At 64.5% G+C, this 19,921-nt stretch carries 17 protein-coding genes and 2 other RNA genes; 9 read left to right on the top strand and 10 right to left on the bottom strand.

Annotated features, from left to right (window positions below):
• Positions 1–272: 272 nt before the first annotated feature.
• Complete coding sequence (locus ABQU90_RS20440) at positions 273–893, top strand: DNA-3-methyladenine glycosylase (protein ID WP_323522648.1); 621 nt, start codon at positions 273–275, stop codon at positions 891–893.
• Here the strand turns inward: ABQU90_RS20440 and ABQU90_RS20435 are convergent.
• On the bottom strand, positions 833–5,227 hold the full coding sequence (locus tag ABQU90_RS20435) for a DEAD/DEAH box helicase (RefSeq protein ID WP_323522647.1): 4,395 nt from the start codon (positions 5,225–5,227) through the stop codon (positions 833–835). The genes ABQU90_RS20440 and ABQU90_RS20435 overlap by 61 nt on opposite strands.
• A gap of 348 nt (positions 5,228–5,575) precedes the next feature.
• On the opposite strand from ABQU90_RS20435, the gene ABQU90_RS20430 reads away from it, so the two are divergent.
• Together ABQU90_RS20430 and ABQU90_RS20425 are read left to right on the top strand one after the other, a co-directional pair.
• A non-coding RNA gene (locus ABQU90_RS20430) (sX9 sRNA) lies at positions 5,576–5,651 on the top strand.
• A 255-nt stretch (positions 5,652–5,906) separates the two neighbouring features.
• Entirely contained in the window at positions 5,907–6,287 is a 381-nt protein-coding gene (locus ABQU90_RS20425) for a DUF3301 domain-containing protein (protein WP_055852311.1), read from the top strand.
• Between the two features lie 78 nt (positions 6,288–6,365).
• Here the strand turns inward: ABQU90_RS20425 and ABQU90_RS20420 are convergent.
• The 9 genes from ABQU90_RS20420 to ABQU90_RS20380 form a co-directional block, all read right to left on the bottom strand.
• A non-coding RNA gene (locus ABQU90_RS20420) (sX9 sRNA) lies at positions 6,366–6,442 on the bottom strand.
• 94 nt (positions 6,443–6,536) lie between these two features.
• Positions 6,537–6,911: a hypothetical protein gene (locus ABQU90_RS20415; RefSeq protein WP_323522646.1), complete on the bottom strand. Its 375-nt coding sequence runs from the start codon at positions 6,909–6,911 to the stop codon at positions 6,537–6,539.
• Positions 6,912–6,943: 32 nt separating this feature from the next.
• Entirely contained in the window at positions 6,944–7,384 is a 441-nt protein-coding gene (locus ABQU90_RS20410) for a ClpXP protease specificity-enhancing factor (RefSeq protein ID WP_115513199.1), read from the bottom strand.
• 78 nt (positions 7,385–7,462) lie between these two features.
• Positions 7,463–8,098, bottom strand: a complete 636-nt coding sequence (locus tag ABQU90_RS20405) for a glutathione S-transferase N-terminal domain-containing protein (protein ID WP_024939278.1) — start codon at positions 8,096–8,098, stop codon at positions 7,463–7,465.
• A 753-nt stretch (positions 8,099–8,851) separates the two neighbouring features.
• A complete protein-coding gene (locus tag ABQU90_RS20400; protein WP_055851883.1) occupies positions 8,852–9,610 on the bottom strand; it encodes a cytochrome c1 in 759 nt (252 codons plus the stop codon).
• Positions 9,603–10,862: a cytochrome b gene (locus tag ABQU90_RS20395; protein ID WP_055851880.1), complete on the bottom strand. Its 1,260-nt coding sequence runs from the start codon at positions 10,860–10,862 to the stop codon at positions 9,603–9,605. The genes ABQU90_RS20400 and ABQU90_RS20395 overlap by 8 nt, the downstream gene beginning before the upstream one ends.
• Positions 10,862–11,506, bottom strand: a complete 645-nt coding sequence (gene petA, locus ABQU90_RS20390; protein WP_055851876.1) for a ubiquinol-cytochrome c reductase iron-sulfur subunit — start codon at positions 11,504–11,506, stop codon at positions 10,862–10,864. The genes ABQU90_RS20395 and petA overlap by 1 nt, the downstream gene beginning before the upstream one ends.
• A gap of 366 nt (positions 11,507–11,872) precedes the next feature.
• A complete protein-coding gene (locus ABQU90_RS20385) occupies positions 11,873–12,850 on the bottom strand; it encodes a lytic transglycosylase domain-containing protein (protein WP_323522645.1) in 978 nt (325 codons plus the stop codon).
• A gap of 49 nt (positions 12,851–12,899) precedes the next feature.
• A complete protein-coding gene (locus tag ABQU90_RS20380; RefSeq protein ID WP_323522644.1) occupies positions 12,900–13,865 on the bottom strand; it encodes a helix-turn-helix transcriptional regulator in 966 nt (321 codons plus the stop codon).
• Positions 13,866–13,973: 108 nt separating this feature from the next.
• Between ABQU90_RS20380 and ABQU90_RS20375 the strand changes: the two genes are divergently transcribed.
• The 6 genes from ABQU90_RS20375 (at position 13,974) to ABQU90_RS20350 (ending at position 19,914) form a co-directional block, all read left to right on the top strand.
• Positions 13,974–14,594, top strand: coding sequence for a glutathione S-transferase family protein (locus tag ABQU90_RS20375; RefSeq protein WP_323522643.1), 621 nt, complete (start codon positions 13,974–13,976; stop codon positions 14,592–14,594).
• A 64-nt stretch (positions 14,595–14,658) separates the two neighbouring features.
• Entirely contained in the window at positions 14,659–16,128 is a 1,470-nt protein-coding gene (gene miaB / locus ABQU90_RS20370) for a tRNA (N6-isopentenyl adenosine(37)-C2)-methylthiotransferase MiaB (protein ID WP_323522642.1), read from the top strand.
• Between the two features lie 689 nt (positions 16,129–16,817).
• A complete protein-coding gene (locus ABQU90_RS20365; protein WP_055852306.1) occupies positions 16,818–17,804 on the top strand; it encodes a PhoH family protein in 987 nt (328 codons plus the stop codon).
• Between the two features lie 178 nt (positions 17,805–17,982).
• Complete coding sequence (locus ABQU90_RS20360) at positions 17,983–18,855, top strand: hypothetical protein (RefSeq protein ID WP_323522641.1); 873 nt, start codon at positions 17,983–17,985, stop codon at positions 18,853–18,855.
• A 55-nt stretch (positions 18,856–18,910) separates the two neighbouring features.
• A complete protein-coding gene (ybeY, locus tag ABQU90_RS20355; protein ID WP_055851860.1) occupies positions 18,911–19,396 on the top strand; it encodes an rRNA maturation RNase YbeY in 486 nt (161 codons plus the stop codon).
• Positions 19,396–19,914 (top strand): hypothetical protein, encoded by a 519-nt coding sequence (locus ABQU90_RS20350; protein WP_323522640.1) that lies wholly within the window; start codon positions 19,396–19,398, stop codon positions 19,912–19,914. The genes ybeY and ABQU90_RS20350 overlap by 1 nt, the downstream gene beginning before the upstream one ends.
• Positions 19,915–19,921: the final 7 nt, after the last annotated feature.

The raw sequence follows: 19,921 nt of genomic DNA, 5'->3' as shown, positions 1-19,921 counted from the left end.
GGCTGCATGCGTTGCATGGGCAATCGACGGTGCTGCGCGTGCCGATCGCACGATGCGGGCTCGTCTAACCAATCGTTGATAGCTATCGGCGCTGGCAAAACACGCTTGATATGCTTCGATCGGTACAGCGCCTATTCATGAGATTGGATATGCAGTTTTGTGACAGGTCCGGCGCTCCTGACCTGGCGTGTTCGGAAAAACCCTACCCCTGCTCTGCGGGCTGTCCGGGACAGTCCGCAGAGACATCACGACCGGGCGACTAGGCTGATGCCATGTCGCCCACGCCACTGCCCCGCGCGTTCTACGCACACGATTCGCGCAAGGTTGCGCCGCGCCTGCTCAACAAGGTGTTGGTCAGTGCCGATGGCCGGCGCGGCCGCATCACCGAGGTCGAGGCCTATTGCGGCAGCGACGATCCAGCCGCGCATTCGTTCCGTGGCATCACCCCGCGCACGCAGGTGATGTTCGGCGCACCCGGGCATCTGTATGTGTATTTCATCTATGGCATGCACTGGGCGATCAATGCAGTCTGCGGCGGTGCCCCCGGGCACGCCGTGCTGATCCGCGCGCTGCAGCCGCTCGCTGGCGTGCAGGCCATGCAGGCGGCACGCGGCGCCGCACCGGCCAAGGCACTGACCACTGGCCCCGGCCGTCTGGCGCAGGCGTTCGGCGTTACTGCGGCCGACAACGGACTGGACCTGACCGATGCTGGCGCACGTCTGTGGATCGAAGACGATGGCGCCCCGCCGCCGGCGGTTGCGCTCGCGACGCCGCGCATCGGCATCCGCAAGGCCGTCGATCAGCCATGGCGCTGGGTGGTGCCCGACAGCGCCTATTTGTCGCGCCCGCTCCCGCGCGTGACCGGCACGCGTGCGGCGCTGCCAGGCGACTGAGCCAGCCATTGCTGCATCGGCGTCTGCTCGGCCGCACCTGGCCCGCGTTGCAGAAGGCGCAAGGCTTGCTCGGTGTGTTCGGCGGTGAGGTCCTGCAGCGGTTGGAAGCGATCGGCCGCCCACACCGCCATCGGCACGCCGTCGAGCGATGCGACGCGATTGCCCGGCACCCGTGCCACGCGCTCGCCAGGCAGGATGCTGCCCAACAGATTGCTGGGGTCGCTTGCGCTCACGCACACCCAGCGCTGCTGTGGAGCCTGGGCGCGCACACGGCGCAGGGCCGCGATCGCATCCGGCAAGGCGAACTGCTCGCCAGACAGACCGGCGATGAAACGGCCACCGCGGATTTCGCCGCGCGCTTCCAGGCGTTGATACATGCGCAGTAGTTCGCGCCAGGGCGGCAACCACGCCGCCTCGCGCTCAAGCAAGCGCCAGCACACCACGCCGTAACGGCGCAGCAGCGTGCGCGCGACGTGCTCAAGCATCTCTTGATGCCGCTCGCCGGCTTCGGCCAGCGGTAGCTCGGCAAGCGCACGCACCGGCGCCCATCGCCCGGCATCGCGTATGCCCAGAGCAGTGGCACGACGCCGCTGCCGCGAGAGCGCCGACGGCCGCTTGGAGGCCGGCACCAGCAGCGCGCGCAGCCCGGCATAACTGTCGCAATGCGCACGGCCACGCATCACCAGTTCGCTCAGGGCGTCTTCCAGCTCGGTGCTCATCAGGTGCGCGGCATCGGAAATCTCGTCGAAGAACAACGCACCCAGCTGCTGCAAGACCTCGACCACACGCTGCGCGCGCGACCCCAGCGGTGCGTCGTCGACCGCACGTGCCAGGCCACTCCAGCGCTGCGCGTCACGGCGCGGCAGCAGCACGATTGGGGTCGCCCGCAACGCGGCACCGCTGCGTCCACCGCCCGGCCGCAAGCGCGCCCACACGGTGCGTCCGGCGGTGCATAAATCATCCAGCCAGGCGGGTTGATAGTCGCGTACACGCGCCGGCAGCACTTCGCTTTCCCACAGCACGGCCGGCGCTTCGAAGCCTTCCAGTTGCCCGACCACGCCAGCCAACGCGTCCGGTCCGGCAACCCGGCTCTCGCTGTCCACATGCTGCCACTCGAACAGAAAGCGCGCGTAATCGCGCTGCGACACTGGCTCGATCTCCCGCCGCAAACGCCCCAGCGTGTAGCGATGGATGCGCGCCAGCAAATGGCGTTCGCACCATTCTTCCGACGGCGCATGCGCACTGAATTGGCCGGCCATGACATAGCCCTCGCGCTGCAATGCCAGCAATGCCAGCGCGATCTCGTCTTCGGGCAAGCGCAATGCGGCGGCCAAGGCCGACACTTGCGCCGGGCCCACTGCCGACAAGCGCCCGCGCAACAGCTCGCGCACCGCCCAGTCGCGCTCCCAGTCGGTCACACCACAGTCGGCCGGCGCTTTCAATGGCGGCTGCGCCGATGCGTGCGGATACAACGGCATGAACCAATCGATCCGCTCGGCGCTGATCCACAACGCAGGCGCGCCGTCCATCACCAGGCAACTGGCGCGGCCATCGGCGGCGAGTGCCGTCAACCACGGCTGCCACTGCGCACCGGCCATTTCATCGACCGGCAGCACGCCCAGACCGACCAGGGCCTCGTGCATCTCTTCGACATCGCGGGGCTGCGGCCAGGCTTCCTCACGCACCGACGCGATGGCCTGTGGGTCCAAGCGCCCCAGGTCGTCGCTGTTCTGCGGCGTGTAACGGCGGCTTTGCACCGCCTGGGTGCGGCGTTCTTCCAGCGGCGCATCGTCCAGAAATGCGTACGGCCGCGCATTCAAGGCTTCGGCCGCCAGCGGTGACGGCGCTGCCAGATCGCGCGCTACCAGGGTGATGGCACCCGATTCCAGCCCGCGCAACACCTGCAACCAGCCTTCGCTGTCCATCGCCTGATGCAGGCAATCGTCCAGCGTTTGCGTCACCAGCGGATGATCCGGCACCTCGCGCTCGCCAACCAGATTCTCCGCACAGGCCACCTGATCCGGGAACACGGTCGCCAACAGGTCTTCGGACTTCATCCGCTGCAACTGCGGCGCCACCTTGTTGCCACCGGTGAAACGCGGCAGCGCCATCGCGTTGGTGGCGTTCCAGCGCCAACGCACGCCGAACAGCGGCGCATCCAGCAGCGCCTGGATCAGCACATGCTCGGCAGACGACGAATGCAGATAACGGCCAACCTCTTCCAGCGCAAAACTGTGACTGGTAGACAGCGACAACACGATCGCGTCTTCTGTCGCTGCGGCCTGTAATTCAAAATTGAAGGTGCGGCAGAAGCGCTTGCGCAATGCCAGCCCCCATGCGCGATTGATGCGGCTGCCGTAAGGCGAGTGGATCACCAATTGCGTTCCGCCGCTGGCATCGAAAAACCGTTCCATCACCACACACTGCTGCGTGGGCATGGCGCCCAGCGTTGCGCAGGCATGCGCCAGATAGTCCACCAGTTGCTGCGCCGCTTCTGCAGAGCAGCCCAGCGTGCTGCATAGCCAATCACGTGCTGCCTGATGCGGTGCGCTGTCGAGTCGGGCCGCAATCTCGCCGCGCAGGCGCGACACCGCTGCTGACAGCTCGTCGCTGCGGCCAGGCGCTTCGCCCAGCCAGAACGGGATATTCGGCGGCGCGCCCTTGGCATCTTCCACGCGCACGCGCCCGGCATCCACGCGCAGGATGCGGTAGCTGGCATTGCCGAGCTGGAACACGTCGCCGGTGAGACTTTCGACCGCAAAATCTTCGTTCACCGTGCCGATCTTTTCGGCCTGCGGCTCCAGCACCACGCTGTAATCGCCGGTTTCGGGAATGGTGCCGCCGGAGGTCAGCGCGGTCATGCGCGCACCGCGGCGCGCATGCAGCCGCCGATGCACCGCATCGCGATGCAGATACCCGGCACGCGGGCCAAGCCGGGTGCTGAAGCCCTCGCACAGCATGCGCACAACGCTATCGAAAGTGGCACGGCTCAGCTGAGCGAACGGCCACGCGCGCCGCATCAGCGTAAACAGCGCATCTTCGTCCCAGTCCTCGCAGGCCGCTTCGGCCACGATCTGCTGCGCAAGCACATCCACCGGCGCCAAGGGAATGCGCAGCGCATCCAGTTCGCCACGTCGGATGCTGTCCAGCAACGCCGCGCATTCGACCAACTCGTCGCGGGTCTGTGGAAACAGCCGCGCCTTCGGCGTGCCGCCGACCTTGTGACCGGAGCGGCCCGCGCGTTGCAGGAAGGTGGCGATCGAGCGCGGCGAGCCGAGCTGGCACACCAGATCCACATCGCCGATATCCAGGCCCAGCTCCAGCGATGCGGTGGCCACCAGCACGGTGAGTTCGCCCGCCTTGAGCCGTTGTTCGGCCAGTAGACGCGTCTCGCGCGACAGACTGCCGTGATGCGCGGCAACGCGTTGCTTGCCCAACAGATCGCCCAGATGCCGCGCCGCACGCTCGGCCATGCGCCGCGTGTTGACGAACACCAGCGTGGTGCGATGCTGCTGCGCAAGCGTGGCCACGTCGGCATAGACCTGCAGCCATTGGTCGTTGGACATCACCACGCTCAACGGTGTGGGCGGCAGCGCCAACGCCAGATCGCGCTCACGCGTGTAGCCGATATCGACGATCTCGCAGGGCGGTGGCACGCCGTCTTCGCCAACGCCGACCAGAAACTGCGCGACGGTGTCGATGGGTTTCTGCGTTGCCGACAACCCGACCCGCGTGATCGGTTGATCGGCCAGTCGCTGCAGCCGCTCCAAGGTCAGGCTCAGATGGCTGCCACGTTTGTCCGCCGCCACCGCATGGATTTCATCGACGATCACCGTGCGCACATGCCGTAAGGCACTGCGCCCGGATGCCGAGCCCAGCAGCACGTACAACGACTCCGGCGTGGTCACCAGGATATGCGGCGGCACGCGCCGCGCCTGAGCCCGCTCGCGTTGTGGCGTGTCGCCAGTGCGGACCGCCGTGCGCACCGCCACGTCCGGCAGGCCTTCGGCGGCCAGGGCCGCGCGGATACCCTGCAACGGCGCGTCCAGATTGAGATGGATGTCGTTGGAGAGCGCCTTCAGGGGCGACACATACACCACCCGCGTTTGGTCAGGCAGCGCACCGCCGTTGTCCAGGCCGTCGCGAATCAACGCATCGATCGCCGCAAAGAACGCGGTGAGCGTCTTGCCCGACCCGGTCGGCGCCGCCACCAGCGTATGCCGCCCTGCCTGGATCGCCGGCCACGCAGCGATCTGCGCCGGCGTGGGCGCCGCAAAGGTCTTCGCGAACCACGCGGCGACCACAGGATGGAAGTGCTGCAGAACAGGATGCATGGGCGATGCCCGACACCACGACGCCAACGGGCGCCCGGCAATCGGATTCAACTCAACGAGAGTGCAATGGATGGGGGTCGGCAGCAGCCCACACAAGCCGGATGCGGCGTTGGCAGTGAACGATTTAGAGCGAATAGACAAGATTACGCCGCGACCATCAAACGGGTTCAGCCGCCAGGCGGGCACGCTCGGTGCCCGCAATCCTGTTTACCACGCTTGCACTCTGGTGCCCGTGTACCGTCCACGTCCGCTTCGCGGTGGCTCGCTACGTGTGCTGGCCGCTCTTGGTACGAGCAAGCAAGGCTAAAGCGCGAGCACCGGACGGGCGCGGCCGGTGCTCGGACACTTGTGTATCGCGCTTGCACTCTGGTGCCCGTGTACCGTCCGCGTCCGCCTCGCGGTTGCTCGCTACGTTGCGCCAGCCGCTCTTGGTGCGCGCAAGCAAGGCTGAAGCGCGAGCACCCGACGGGCGCGGCCGTACTCGGACTCTTGTTTATCGCGCTTGCACTCTGGTGCCCGTGTACCGTCCGCGCCCGCTTCGCAGCGGGTCGCTACGTTCTGATAGCAGCTCCTGGTGCGGCATGGCTGGGGCCGGACTGCGGGGTGCGGGATTGCGAGCACCGCCGATTGCTTGGCGATGATGGCGTCGCTGACGCAACGCTGCGGGCCGAGCGAACGATTGTCGATCGGCCGCAAGCCGTGGCACATTGGCGGCATGCCTAGCCTCATCCTCTTCATGATTGCCGGCGCCGCACTGTTCGCGTTTTGGAACTCGTCGCGGGCCGCCGCCGAACGCGCCGATATCCTCGGCCGCAATGCTTGCCGCGCTGCGGATGTGCAGTGGCTGGACCAGAGCGTGCACTCCACCAATCTGCGCATCTGCAGGATGCCCAATGGATGGCTGGGCTTCGAGCGCACGTTCCGCTTCGAGTATTCCTACGATGGCGCAGATCGCCACAGCGGCAAGCTGGTGCTGCGTGGCGATCAATTGATTGCCTTCACCGGGCCACAGGTCGCAACGGTGCGTGCGCTGCACCCGGAGCAAGAACGGCTGGAATGAGCAGGCTGCGTTTGCACCTGCCCTGGCGCCTTCGTCTTGCAGCTATCTGATGCCTGATGCCTGATGCCAGCGTATAGCGGCTAACGCAACGTCGCGAGCAGTCGTCAGGTGGGTGCGGACGGCGCGCTCATAACCGGAGTGGACGGTTGGTTCCTTCCCTACCGAGCGCCGGCCGCGCCCGCTTGGCGACGAGCGCAGCACTTTGTTAGCCGCTGTTAGCCGCGACTGTCGTCGTGCGTTGTACTTGGCTCAGTCCATCAGGCGACGAATGGCAGACCTCCAGCCAGATCCGGCCATCGGAGCTGCCGCGCCATCCGGCACCGGCTCGTAACCATCGCCCTTGCCGCTCAACCAGCGCAGCTGCTGCTTACCCTCGCGACGCAACTCCGCCTGTGCGAATAGGCAGAGCGGATGCTGTATGTCCGCCCGCTTCAACAGCCGCGACTTGCCACCCACTTCGATGCTGAGAAAGTGCGCTTCATCGGGCGTATCGACATAGCTGCGTGCCACAAGACAGCGCGCGCCTTGCGTGAAGCGATAGAGGTCGTACTCGTAGTGGTAATCGACCGCGCCGGACGCATCCAGCTCACTGCAATCGACATGACGCGCGCGTTCCACCAGCATGGGAACGCTGCGGTCAGCCATCTTGCGCGCGCTTACTTGACCACGCGCAGATGCGGGCGCTTGCCACCGCTTGGCGGCTCATCCGGCGCAGGCGCGCTCGGCGGCGGTGCACCGGGATCCGGCGGCTCGCTGCTGGTGCCGGGAATGTCGTCCGGCAACGCCATGCCCTGCCCGGTTTCGCGCGCGTAAACCGCCAGTACGGCGGCCATCGGCACCATCACCGGGTAGCTGACGCCGCCGAAGCGCGCAGTAAAACTCACGCTCTCGTTGTCGACCTGCAGCCCGACCACGGCGCGCTCGGCGATGTTCAACACAACGCGGCCATCTTTGACAGCACTGGCCGGCACTTGCACGCCAGGCAGTCCTGCATCCACCAAAACGTGCGGCGTCATGCCGTTGTCGTTGATCCATTCGACCAAGGCCCGCAACAGGTACGGGCGATGGCTGGTCATGCGGGGGAAATCTTCGCTCATGACGTCATTTTACCCGGACATGGCCCGCAACGGCGGCGACGCGCTCGCAAGTCGGTCTGTTGGCATACAGCCGTCACATCAGCCCGGCAGATCACGCAGCTTTTTTTCCTGATCGGTGAGGCTGCGAATGAAACCGGGATTGCGGAAGATCCGGTTGCCGTAGTCCTCGATCGCCTTGCCATCCTTGGGCAGACCGATCTCCAATGCATCCAGTCGCCAGATGATCGGCGCCATCGCGCAATCGGCCAGACTCATTTCCGGATTGAGGAAGAACTTGCTGGCCTTGAACAGCGGCACCGATGCGGTGAGCAGTTCTTTCAGCCGCTTGCGACCGGCTTCGGCCTGGGTCTTGTTGCCGAGCTGGATCGCCTGCACCTGCGGCACCCAGTCGTGTTCGATACGCAGCATCGCAAGGCGCAGACGCGCGCGCGATAGCGGGTCGACCGGCATCAGCGGCGGATGCGGATAGCGTTCGTCCAGATATTCGCTGACCACCGATGCGGCATACAGCACCAGGTCGCGTTCGACCAGCGTAGGCACCGAATGATAGGGATTGAGATCGATCAGATCTTCGGGGGGATTTTGCGGGTCGACCGGCACCAGGTCGTAGGTCACCCCTTTCGCTGCCAGGACCAGACGGACCCGATGGCACAACACGTCGTCGTTGGACGAAAACAAAGTCAAGGTATTCCGCATACGCACACTCGTCGCCATTCAAGGCTCTCCGACGACCGGAATCCGCCGGCCGCATCGGCGCGGTCGGCCCAACGCCGACCGTCACCACGGTCCTTTGAGTGTGCAATCACGTCACGCAAAAGCCAAGAGTGATAGGGCTTATTAATGCACGGGTAGCCGATGACGTTGTCGAGTTGTCAGGCATGGCAGACGATTTGCGCCGTTTTGGCGGAGATATCGCTTTGCGGCGATGCAGTTCAGGCGCCGACAACAGCCGATGCGTGGCATTACAGTCGATGCCCCACCTGGATGTCACTTTGTGAAACCTGCGCCCCGCAGGGCATCGCGCCGCAGCGGCCAACGTTGCATTGGCAGAACCGCTGAGTTGGATGGCTTGGTGTGACCACTGGCTGACGCCGCTGAAGCGTCGCGCAGGTTGCGCAGATCGCGTGGTGTATGCGGCTGCTATTGCCGGGGTGTGCTTTCGCTGTCGTGAGCGGAGCGACGCATTGCGGAATGCCTGCAGTGCGTGTTGTATCCGCGCAGATCTGCGCGAGTGATCGAGATCAACATCATCGTGCCAGCAACGATGGGTCGGTGGTGCATGCATCACTCGACAGCCTGCCCTCACCCCAACCCCTCTCCCGTGGGGAGAGGGGCTTGAGCATGCAGGTCAGTGTCCGAGCTTGGCGTCCGCAGCTTGGTGCCTTTGCTTGGTACGTGCTTGAGGCATGCGCTTGGTGCAGGCATTAATCGGAGATTACGCCCCGATCAATGCACGTCCCTCAAGTCTCAATGCACATCCTTCCAGTATTCCGTCTTCAGCAAGTACGCGATGAAGGTGAGGAGCGCCAGGAACAGGATCACCCACACACCCATGCTCTGCCGCTTCAATGCGGCCGGTTCGCCGGCGTACTCGAGGAAGTTGGCGATATCGCGCACGGTCTGGTCGAACTCCACCGGGGTCTGACGTCCCGGCTGCCCAAGCTTCAGCGCCTCAACCGGTTTGTCGCCGGTGGCCTTGTCGGGCGGGCCGAATTGCGCCTGCTGCAGGCCTTGCAGCTCCCACAGCGGATTGGGCATGGACGCGTTGGGGAACAATTGATTGTTCCAGCCCAGCGGACGGGTCTGATCCAGATAAAACGACTTGAGGTAGGTGTACACCCAGTCGGTACCGCGTACGCGTGCGATCAAGGTCAGATCCGGCGGTGCCTTGCCGAACCACTTGGTGGCCGCATCGTGCGGCATTGTGCCTTCGATATGCTCGCCGACCTTGGCCCCGGTGAAGTTGAGATTGGCCATGACCTCGGCTTCGCTCAATCCCAGATCGCTGGCCATGCGCGAGTAGCGCAGGTACTTCAACGAGTGGCAGCCGGAGCAGTAGTTCATGAACAACTGCGCGCCGCGTTGCAGCGATGCGCGGTCGCCCAGATCGTTGCCCGCCTGCTGCACCTTCCCGCCTTCGGCCGCCATTGCGCCTGCGGCCAGGGTCAGGCCACACAGCAGTGCCGCCACGCGCGACTTCCATGACATCACGATGCGCTTAGTCATGGGTCGTCACCCGCTCCGGTACCGGCTTGGTCTTGTCCAGCCGCGTCCACACCGGCATGGTGATGAAGAAGGCGAAGTACAGGAAGGTAAGCACACGCCCCACATAGGTTTCGTGCGCATCGGTGCCGGGGCCGGAGCCGATCACGCCCAACCACACGAAGCACACCACCAGCACGCCCAGCGCCACCTTCGAGATCCAGCCGCGATAGCGCACCGAGCGCACCTTGGCGCGATCCAGCCACGGCACCAGGAACAGGATGGCGATCGCCGAGAACATCACCAGCACGCCGCCGAGCTTGTTCGGTATCACGCGCAACATCGCGTAGTACGGCGTGTAGTACCAGACCGGCTTGATGTGCTCCGGCGTTACCAGCCGATTGGCCTCGGTAAAGTTGTCGTGCTCCAGAAACAGGCCGCCGAACGCTGGCGCGAAGAAGATGATGAAGGCAGCAATCAGGAGCAAAAAGCCGACGCCAACCAAATCTTTCACCGTGTAATACGGGTGGAACGGGATGCCATCGGCGGGCTTGTGCGCATCCCAGCGATTGCCCTTCGGCCCCTTCTTGATATCCACGCCGTCGGGATTGTTGGAGCCCACTTCGTGCAGCGCGCCGATGTGCAGCACGATCAGCAGCAACAGCACCAGCGGCAGTGCGATCACGTGCAGCGCGAAGAAGCGGTTGAGGGTGGCATCGCCGGGCAGGTAATCGCCCATGATCCACTCCGTCAGCCCGTTGCCGATCACCGGAATGGCGCCGAACAACGAGATGATGACCTTGGCGCCCCAGAACGACATCTGGCCCCATGGCAGCACGTAGCCCATGAAGGCTTCGGCCATCAGCACCAGGTAGATCAGCATGCCCAGAATCCACACCAGCTCGCGCGGTTTCTGGTAGCTGCCGTACATCAACCCGCGGAACATGTGCAGATACACCACGATGAAGAACAGCGAGGCGCCGGTGCTGTGCATGTAGCGGATCAGCCAGCCCCACTCCACGTCGCGCATGATGTATTCGACCGACGCGAATGCTTCGGCGGCGCTGGTCTTGTAGTGCATCGTCAGGAAGATGCCAGTGACGATCTGATTCACCAGCACCACGATGGCCAGCGAGCCGAAGTAGTACCAGAGGTTGAAGTTCTTCGGCGCGTAGTACTCGCTGATGTGCTTGCGGTACGTGGGCATCAGCCCGGGCGCGCGTTCGTTGACCCACTCGAACACACCGTTGGCGGTACGAACCAGGATATTGCTCATCAGGCAGCCCCCGTGCTTTTGGTCGACGGACCTGCACCATCCGGATCGACGCCGATCACCAGGGTGTTGTCGTCCACATAGTGATGCGGGGGCACCAGCAGATTGATCGGTGCGGGCACGCCGTCGAAAACGCGGCCGGACATGTCGAAACGCGATTTGTGGCAGGGGCAGAAGTAGCCACCCTTCCACTGCGGGTCGTAGGGCTCGGGCCGGATTTCGGCCACCATTTCCGGTGAGCACCCCAGATGCGTGCACAACCCGACCAGCACCGAGATATCGGACTTGATCGAGCGGTACTCGGGGTTCTTCAGCACGTACTCGGGCTGTTGGTCCTTGTTCTCGGACTTGGGGTCCTTGAGCCGGTCGTCCAACGACGGCAATGCATCAAGCATTGCCTTGGAGCGCTTGACGATCCAGATCGGCTGACCGCGCCATTCCAGGACCAGCCGTTGCCCTTCCTGCAAGGCGCTGATGTCGGCGGTCACCGGTGCACCTGCCAATTTGGCGCGTGCACTGGGATTCCACGACTTCACGAATGGAACTGCAACAAATCCTGCTCCGACCGCACCGACCACGGCCGTCGTCGCGGTCAAAAACCGACGACGCCCGATATCAGCAGGTGCGTTAACCCCATCGTTGGCCATCCGGCTCTCCGATCTTAATTAGGTAGCGTGAGGCTGCCAACGGCTGGCGGGGGGTCCAGCCGCGATGAATCGACCGCAGTGTAGCGGAACGCTTAATGCACAGACAATGCAATGTACGCAGTCGGGCATGTGCGATGCAATGGCCGATGTGCGCGGTCGCCTGTCGTGGTGCCTGCGAAGCGCGATAACCCATGCGATGGTTGTGACGCAGTGCGCGCAGACGGCGCATCGGTGCGAGGGCGCGATGAGGCAGCGGAGGCATCGCTGCGCGTGTGCAGCACTGCCGACCATGCGAACGGCAAGGCCTCATGGAGTCACCACCTCAGCGCTGCCTGCATCTGCACGTGCTGGGGCGCAGCGCATTGCTCAGTTGGCAGTTGCGCTCTGACCACGATAGCGGCCGGCCAGCAGGCCGACGCGTTGCACGTAGCGCTGGGTCTCGCTGTAGGGCGGCACGCCACCATAGCGATCCACGGCACCCTCGCCGGCGTTGTAACCCGCGGCTGCCAGGGTGAGGTCGCCATTGAAGCGCTTCAGCAACCACGAAAGGTATTGCACACCACCGCGAATGTTTTGCGATGCGTCATAGGCATCGTTGACACCGAAGCGGCGTGCGGTACCCGGCATCAACTGCATCAGTCCCTGTGCACCGGCGCGACTGAGCGCCAATGGGTTATAGGCCGACTCGGCATGGATGATGGCCCGCACGATGGCTTCTTCGACCCCGAACTCGCGCGCCGCCGACGCGATCTCCTGCTGGTAGGCCGCAGTGTTGAGCCGGATTGCGCCGAAGTTGACGCCCGGCTTGGCGCCGCAGGCGTAACAGGTCTCGATGAAGCTGTAGTGGATGGTGCGCAGCCCTTCGATGCTGGCAACCTGGCGCGGACGTGCGCTGGTGTAATGACGCACGCCGTCCTTCATATACGAATAGACCTGCCCGCTGACCACCCGGCGCGGGTTGACCGCGGCGGCCGGCATGATCAATGTCGCACGCTCTGCCACCGGCAGCGCACGCGGCGCCGCCACAGCGGCCTCGGCCGCGCGCCGTGGTGGCGGGCTGATGATCGTGGCGGGCGCGCCACTGTCGATACTGGCGATGGGACGGGCCAGACCGCTGGACACTGCCGACGCCGGGTATACAGGCGAAGGCGAAGATGGCGGACGGCGGACCGAGCGGTCGGGGGTATAGCTGCTGATGACGCTACAGGTGGCGCCGCTCTGGCGCTTGCTCAGGTAGCTGGTGATGCCGTCGCCGCTGACGCACTTGTATAGCGTGCCGGCGCTGACCGGCGCAGCCGACAACGTGACAAGCAATAACCCCAGCAATCTTGACATCCCCTTCATGCGGCGGAGTGTCCCAGCTTGCCCCGGGCTTGCCAAGAGGCGGCAATGCTCAGGCCGACAGCCGGTGCAGTCGTGTCCGCAATGCATCCAGCGCATCGACCAGCGGCTGCCGCAGGTCGTCCGGCGCAATCGCCTCGAATGGCAGCTCCAGCAACAGAAGATTGGCGGCAAGCGCCGGCATGCTCGGCGCGCCCAACCCAAGCCAGCAATGGCCTGCCCCGTCTGCCTCCAGCGCGCCCAGCCAGGGTGGAACCTGCACGGCCAACACCTCCAGCGTCCCCGGCAGGCGCACCCTCACCCGACAGGGAAACGGCGCTTCGCCGATGGCTTTGCGCAGCAACTGCAGCGGCTCCTCCGGTAGCGCACGCGCGCCGAACCGGGCCCCGGTAAGGACCGCCAGATCGATGCGATCTGCGCGCAGCGTGCGCCAATCCTGGCGTTCGCAATCCCAGGCCAGCAGGTACCAGCGCCGACCGTAGTTGACCAACAGCGCTGGCTCGACGCAGCGGGTGATGGCCACACCGGAGTGACGTCGATAGTCCAGCCGCAGCGTGGTGCGGTCGCGGCAGGCGCCGGCAAGCTGCGCCAGCAAGGCGGCGTCCACCAGGGTGCCCGCCTCGGCAATCGGCATGCTCGCCATGGCAGCGTGTGCGGCGCTGGCGCGTTGACCGCTCCGGCGTGGCAACAGCGGGTCCAGCTTCGCCAGCACCCGGGCCGCCGCCGCATCCATGCCGGCGATGGCCGGGGCGGCCGCGCGTAGGGCGATCGCCACGGTCAGGGCCTCTTCTTCTTCGAACAGCAGCGGCAAGGCCGCCGCACCCTGCCCCAGTCGGTAACCGCCACCGGATCCCGGCGCCGCATGCACCGGATAGCCAAGCTCGCGCAGTCGCTCGATATCGCGCCGCAGGCTGCGCGGGTGCACCTCCAGGCGCGCGGCCAGTGCAGCGCCCGGCCAGCTGCGGCCACCTTGCAGCAAGGAAAGCAGTCGCAACAGACGGGCAGCAGTCGAAGCCATGGCGAGACGGTATTGCGGACAGAAACTGTCCGCAAGCCCCCTTAGGATCGTCATATCAGCAATGACCTCGAACCCACCTCACCACCACCTGCTCTCAAGGAACCCACCATGTCCGCCGACCGCCACATCACCCTGTTCCATAATCCCCGCTCACGCTCACGCGGTGTCCTGGTGCTGCTGGAAGAGCTGGGCGCCAGCTACAGCCTGCAGATCATCGATCTGGAAAAGGAGCAGCAGCTTGCGCCGGAGTTCCTCGCGATCAACCCGATGGGCAAGATCCCGACGATCGTGCACGGCGACAGCGTGGTCACCGAACAAGGCGCCATTTATCAGTACCTGGCCGAGCTCTACCCGGAAGCCGGCCTGTCGCCTGCGCCGGGCGACGCCGACCGCGGCGCCTACCTGCGCTGGTTGGCGTTCTATGGCGCGGCATTCGAACCGGCAATCGTCGACCTTGCGCTCAAGCGCTCGCCCCCACCGCGCTCGCTCTCGCCCTATGCCGACTCCGACACCGTACTGAACGTGGTCTACGCACAGCTGGCGCAAGGCGACTACCTGCTGGGCACGCGCTGCAGCGCAGCCGACGTGCTGTGGGGCGGCGCATTGGCATGGATGGTGCAATTCGGCCTGATCGACCCGCCGGCCCCGACCCGCGCCTACATCGCACGGATGGCCGAGCGCCCGGCAGTCGCGCGGGCAACCGGCGTCGACGCGCAGGCAGCAAGCTAGGAGCGCAGGCGCTGCCGTGAGCGGGTAAACTGTCCGGCTATCTCACCCGCCTGGAATAAGCGCCATGCCCGGGACATCCGTTTCCGATCTGTCCGCGGCCACCGCCGTGGACGCACCTGCCCTGCTGCCGTTGCCGGTCGCCCGCCCGGCGACGCCTGCCGTGGTGCGCGGCAAGCTGTACATCAAGACTCACGGTTGCCAGATGAACGAGTACGACTCGGCCAAGATGGCCGACGTTCTCGCAGCCTCCGAAGGGCTGGAGCTGACCGACAACCCTGAAGACGCCGACGTGGTGCTGGTCAACACCTGCTCCATACGCGAGAAGGCGCAGGAAAAGGTGTTCAGCCAACTGGGCCGCTGGCGCTTGCTCAAGGAAAACCGTGCCAAGGCCGGCGGTACGCCGGTGATTATCGGCGTGGGCGGCTGCGTGGCCTCGCAGGAAGGCGAAGCCATCGTCAAGCGCGCGCCGTATGTGGATCTGGTGTTCGGGCCGCAGACCTTGCATCGCCTGCCGGAACTGATCCGTGCTCGGCGCCAGTCCGGCAAGTCACAAGTGGACATCAGCTTCCCGGAAATCGAGAAGTTCGATCGCCTGCCCGAACCGCGCGCCGATGGTCCATCGGCGTTCGTATCGATCATGGAAGGTTGCTCCAAGTACTGCTCGTTCTGCGTGGTGCCCTACACGCGCGGCGAAGAAGTCAGCCGCCCGTTCGAGGATGTGCTGGTGGAAGTGGCGCAACTGGCAGCGCAAGGCGTGCGCGAGATCAACCTGCTCGGCCAGAACGTCAACGCGTATCGCGGTGCGTATGGCGCCGATGCCGGCGAGGCGGCGCAGTACGCCGATCTGGGCCTGTTGATCCGCACCATCGCGCAGATCGAGGGCATTGGCCGCATTCGCTTCACCACCTCGCATCCGCTGGAGTTTTCCGATTCGCTGGTGGATGCGTATCGCGACGTGCCGCAGCTGGCCAATTATCTGCATCTGCCAGTGCAGGCAGGCAGTGACCGCATTCTGTCGGCGATGAAGCGTGGTTACACGGCACTGGAATTCAAATCCAAGATCCGCAAGTTGCGCGCGGTGCGCCCGGACATTTCGATCAGCTCGGACTTCATCGTCGGCTTTCCCGGCGAGACCGAAGCAGATTTTGAAAAGACCATGAAGTTGATCGAAGACGTCGGCTTCGATCAGAGCTTTTCGTTCGTGTATTCGCGTCGCCCCGGCACGCCGGCTGCGGACCTGGAAGACGACACGCCCGATGCGGTCAAGCAGGCGCGTCTGGCGCGCTTGCAGGCACACATCAGCGCGCATGCGGCGACCATCTCGCAGTCCATGGTCGGCAGCGTGCAGCGGGTGCTGGTGGAAGGCCCATCGCGCCGCGACCCGAACGAGCTGACCGGCAAGAGCGAGAACATGCGACCGGTGAATTTCCCCGGAAATCCGCGTCTGATCGGGCAGTTTGTGGATGTGTTGATCACCGAGGCGATGAGCAATTCGCTACGTGGTCGCATCCAACTGGATGACAGCACCAGCTGACATACGCGCCGCAGTTGTGCGGCGCTGCGTCGAGACAGTCTTTGCAGCGAACACACATCGCGCGTGCGCTGCACGCGTGATGCCGTGTCGGCACACCACCGCTGAAAGATCGATGCAAGCTGCCAGCCGCATTGCGTGCTGGCGCGTGTGCTGGGTCAGGCGGCGCACGTGCTGTCGCGCGTGACTCCTGCTTCGCCTCGACGCAGTGGACTCGCTGTTTAAGGTGCTCGTGGGCGATGCGCAAGATGCATAGCCGCGTTGCCGGAGGCGAGGTCGCCACCTACTCCCGCATCCGGCGATGCGCCGCAGAGCGGCGACATCGCGGCACGCAGCATTCCACCGCATCCGCTACAGTGGTCAAAAATTCACCACACTGCTGCAACACCTTGCAGCACAAGGCGTGGTGACACTTACCCACAGGCTTTGCGGAATTCGATCCACACCGCATGTGGACAACCTCGCAGGCACTGGTGATTTTTTCACCACACAGCTCCCAGACCTTGCGCCAGTAAGGCTGACGCAATCTATCCACAGGTTAGTGATGCGTGACTCCACAGCGCTTGTGGAAAACTGCCTGCACGCGCAGCGGCTATCGCTGACGCCACCGAGTTTGTTGGTGGGATCACATGCTGCGCGCTACCCTCATCTGCCGCCCTACCGACGCCGCACGCGCGCTGTCCGACCCCACCATGAACTCACCTGCCTACCGCGATTTCACCCTGGAACCCGACGACACCGAGCGCCTGGCCAATCTGGCCGGCCCGTTCGACGCGCACCTGCGCCAGATCGAACTCAAACTTGGCGTGGAGATCGCCAACCGCGGCAACATCTTCCGTATCACCGGCCCGGAGCCGGCAGTCACCGCCGCGCAGACGCTGTTGACTGCGTTGTATGACGAAGCCGCCTCGACCACCTTCGATAACCATGCGATCCACTTGCGCTTGACCGACGCCAATGTCGAGCATGTGGCAGACCGTGCTTACCAGGCGCAGGACGTGGCGATCAAGGTCAAGCGCGGCACCGTGCGCGGCCGCGGCGCCAACCAGGCCAAGTACCTGCATGCGATCGCCACGCACGACATCAATTTCGGCATCGGCCCGGCCGGCACCGGCAAGACCTTCCTGGCAGTGGCCAGCGCGGTGGAAGCCTTGAACGAATCGCGCGTGCAGCGGTTGATCCTGGTGCGTCCAGCGGTGGAGGCCGGCGAAAAGCTCGGCTTCCTGCCAGGCGACCTCAGCCAGAAGGTGGACCCGTACCTGCGCCCGCTGTACGACGCGCTGTACGAGATGCTGGGTGTGGAAAAGGTGGTCAAGCTGCTGGAAAAGAACGTCATCGAAATCGCCCCGCTGGCCTATATGCGCGGCCGCACGCTCAACGATGCCTACGTGATCCTGGACGAGGCGCAGAACACCACCATCGAACAGATGAAGATGTTCCTGACCCGCCTGGGCTTCGGCTCTACTGCCGTGGTCACCGGCGACCTGACCCAGATCGACCTGCCCAAGCACGTCAAATCCGGCCTGCGCGATGCGATCGAGGTGCTGCACGATGTGGAAGGCGCCAGCTTCACGTTCTTCGAAGCACGCGACGTGGTGCGGCATCCGTTGGTGGCACGTATTGTCAAGGCTTATGAAAAGCGCGACCTAGTCGAAAAGCCTGCCGAACCTGCGGCATGACTGTGTAACGATAGCGCCCTGCTAAGCGGGGCTTGGTGCAAATTTAGGACAAGCCAGAAACTGCGGAAATTCTCGGCGTGGTCATCGCGCCGCCGTCCGCCGCAGCGCGGATCTACACGCACCAATCCGCAGCGCTACAGCGTTACACTTGGGACAACGCTCTGCACAGGAAGTGCGCATGGTCGGCTATCGCGTCTTGTTCTCTGTCTGCCTATTGGGTCTTGCGCCGGCTGCGTTGCCAGCCGCAGCGGAGAATGCCGGTGCATCCTCCCGCGCTTACATCGAAACCAGTTATCTGGCCGCACCGAGGAATATTGGCCCATTCAGGCTCGCCCGCAGTTCCTATAACCCGGCCGCCAAGGTTTCGGGCGCCTGGTTTCATTACACGATGGCCGACCATTCGGAATTGAACATCGATGTCTTCGTGTATCCGGCCGGGCAACGTGATCAAGCCGAAGCCATCAAGCACGGCATGACCGCCTTCCGCCAGGATCTTGCCGCGGCGCGTACGCAAGGCACCTATTCACGGCTGGACGAGCTGGACCAGACCAGGTTCATCTTGACAAGCGACGATGCCCCGACTCATACCCCGGCCGACGCGGTAGATGCCCAGGTGATTGCGGCCATTGCCGATGCCGAGCGAATCGTTGGAGAAAAGTTGAGACTCAGCATGGACTTGTCGTCGTCCGGCATGCCGCTGCTTTCCACAGGCTATCTGTTCTACAAGCAGCTCTACTACGTCAAGGTACGGGTATCGGCAGCGCAGCGAGCCATCGCGCAACCCGACTTTGACGCGCTCGCCGACCAGGCCGCACGTGCGCTCGTACCGGCAGTGAAGGTGACCAACATCGGCGGATGCGCGGACCTGACCATCCACCTCGACGCCAAGGCCAAGCCCGAGCAAAGCGCCGTGGGCATGACGCGCCAGCTCAAGGCGCATCTGGGCTTCAATTGCTACACATCGACCAAGCAGGCTGGCATCGAAGATTTGGTAAAAGCCGCCGAGGTGATCGAAATCGCCTACAGCGCCGGTGACTGGAAGTCGCAGTGAGGCAGCACTCGCGCGATACTGTCACCTCTGTCTGATCTGACTTGCTGGTGCTCCCATGACCAAAGGACCCGTCCGCCTCGACGTTGCCGTCAGTTACGCGCTTCCGCGCGCCGGCCTGCCGTCGGCGGTAAGTTTTCGCAAATGGGTGGCCGCGGCGCTGAAGGGCCGCATCCGCGAGGCCGACCTGGCGGTGCGCGTGGTCGACGAGAAGGAAGGCTGCTCGCTCAACCATCATTACCGCGGCAAGGACTACGCCACCAACGTGCTGAGCTTTCCGGCCGAACTGCCCGAAGGCCTGCCCAAGGGCATCAAGATGCCGCTGCTCGGCGATCTGGTGATCTGCGCGCCGGTGGTGGCACGCGAGGCGGCCGAACAGGGCAAATCGCTGGCATCGCATTACGCGCATCTCACCGTGCATGGCACCTTGCATCTGCTGGGCTGGGACCACGAAGACGACAAGGAAGCCGACGCCATGGAGCAACTGGAGCGGGAAATCCTGGCCGACCTGGGCATCGACGACCCGTATGCGGGGGAGCGCTGATGCGCGCGTGGTTTGCCCTGACCTGCGTGCTGCTGAGCCCGTCAGCGGTTCTGGCACAGACCGCACCGATGCGGCCGGACCTGCCGGCGTTGATCGAATGCCGGCAGCGCATTGGCGACTTCAACGCCCTGACGCCGGTACTGGCCGACCCGCTCAAGGCGGTCGCGCTGGGCTGGACGCCGCTGGAGCAATCCAACCTATTCATGACCGAATACACGCTCAACACGCCAATCACTGTGTTCGGCCACAGCACCACGCATATCGCGTTTTCCGGCGCCAGCGTCATGGCGATCCTGGACCTGCCCGACCCGCGCCCGCTGGCCAAGCAGCTGGACCTGGAACTGGGCGTGGATAACGCCGAAAAGGTCATGTACGGCCGCGAGCTGGTCAGCGAAGACACCACCAACCCGAAGACCGGTGAGGCGATGATCGAGTCGGTCGTGCTCAGCGTGACCAACGTCAAATCGCATCCGGGCAAGACCGTGGTCGGCTGCGGCTACAGCCTGGACCTGCCCTGAAACCCTG

Source organism: Xanthomonas sp. WHRI 10207, assembly GCF_040202975.1.
GTDB lineage: Bacteria > Pseudomonadota > Gammaproteobacteria > Xanthomonadales > Xanthomonadaceae > Xanthomonas.
The sequence above is the reverse complement of the archived record's forward strand: the minus strand, read 5'-3'. Positions and strand labels throughout refer to the sequence as shown.

What these genes read in the sequence shown, in the direction of transcription:
- ABQU90_RS20440 (WP_323522648.1), top strand. Translation starts at nt 273, where the DNA reads ATGTCGCCCACGCCACTGCCCCGCGCGTTCTACGCACACGATTCGCGC.
- ABQU90_RS20435 (WP_323522647.1), bottom strand. Translation starts at nt 5,227, where the DNA reads ATGCATCCTGTTCTGCAGCACTTCCATCCTGTGGTCGCCGCGTGGTTC.
- ABQU90_RS20415 (WP_323522646.1), bottom strand. Translation starts at nt 6,911, where the DNA reads ATGCTGGTGGAACGCGCGCGTCATGTCGATTGCAGTGAGCTGGATGCG.
- ABQU90_RS20410 (WP_115513199.1), bottom strand. Translation starts at nt 7,384, where the DNA reads ATGAGCGAAGATTTCCCCCGCATGACCAGCCATCGCCCGTACCTGTTG.
- ABQU90_RS20405 (WP_024939278.1), bottom strand. Translation starts at nt 8,098, where the DNA reads ATGGCGACGAGTGTGCGTATGCGGAATACCTTGACTTTGTTTTCGTCC.
- ABQU90_RS20400 (WP_055851883.1), bottom strand. Translation starts at nt 9,610, where the DNA reads ATGACTAAGCGCATCGTGATGTCATGGAAGTCGCGCGTGGCGGCACTG.
- ABQU90_RS20395 (WP_055851880.1), bottom strand. Translation starts at nt 10,862, where the DNA reads ATGAGCAATATCCTGGTTCGTACCGCCAACGGTGTGTTCGAGTGGGTC.
- petA (WP_055851876.1), bottom strand. Translation starts at nt 11,506, where the DNA reads ATGGCCAACGATGGGGTTAACGCACCTGCTGATATCGGGCGTCGTCGG.
- ABQU90_RS20385 (WP_323522645.1), bottom strand. Translation starts at nt 12,850, where the DNA reads ATGAAGGGGATGTCAAGATTGCTGGGGTTATTGCTTGTCACGTTGTCG.
- ABQU90_RS20380 (WP_323522644.1), bottom strand. Translation starts at nt 13,865, where the DNA reads ATGGCTTCGACTGCTGCCCGTCTGTTGCGACTGCTTTCCTTGCTGCAA.
- ABQU90_RS20375 (WP_323522643.1), top strand. Translation starts at nt 13,974, where the DNA reads ATGTCCGCCGACCGCCACATCACCCTGTTCCATAATCCCCGCTCACGC.
- miaB (WP_323522642.1), top strand. Translation starts at nt 14,659, where the DNA reads ATGCCCGGGACATCCGTTTCCGATCTGTCCGCGGCCACCGCCGTGGAC.
- ABQU90_RS20365 (WP_055852306.1), top strand. Translation starts at nt 16,818, where the DNA reads ATGAACTCACCTGCCTACCGCGATTTCACCCTGGAACCCGACGACACC.
- ABQU90_RS20360 (WP_323522641.1), top strand. Translation starts at nt 17,983, where the DNA reads ATGGTCGGCTATCGCGTCTTGTTCTCTGTCTGCCTATTGGGTCTTGCG.
- ybeY (WP_055851860.1), top strand. Translation starts at nt 18,911, where the DNA reads ATGACCAAAGGACCCGTCCGCCTCGACGTTGCCGTCAGTTACGCGCTT.
- ABQU90_RS20350 (WP_323522640.1), top strand. Translation starts at nt 19,396, where the DNA reads ATGCGCGCGTGGTTTGCCCTGACCTGCGTGCTGCTGAGCCCGTCAGCG.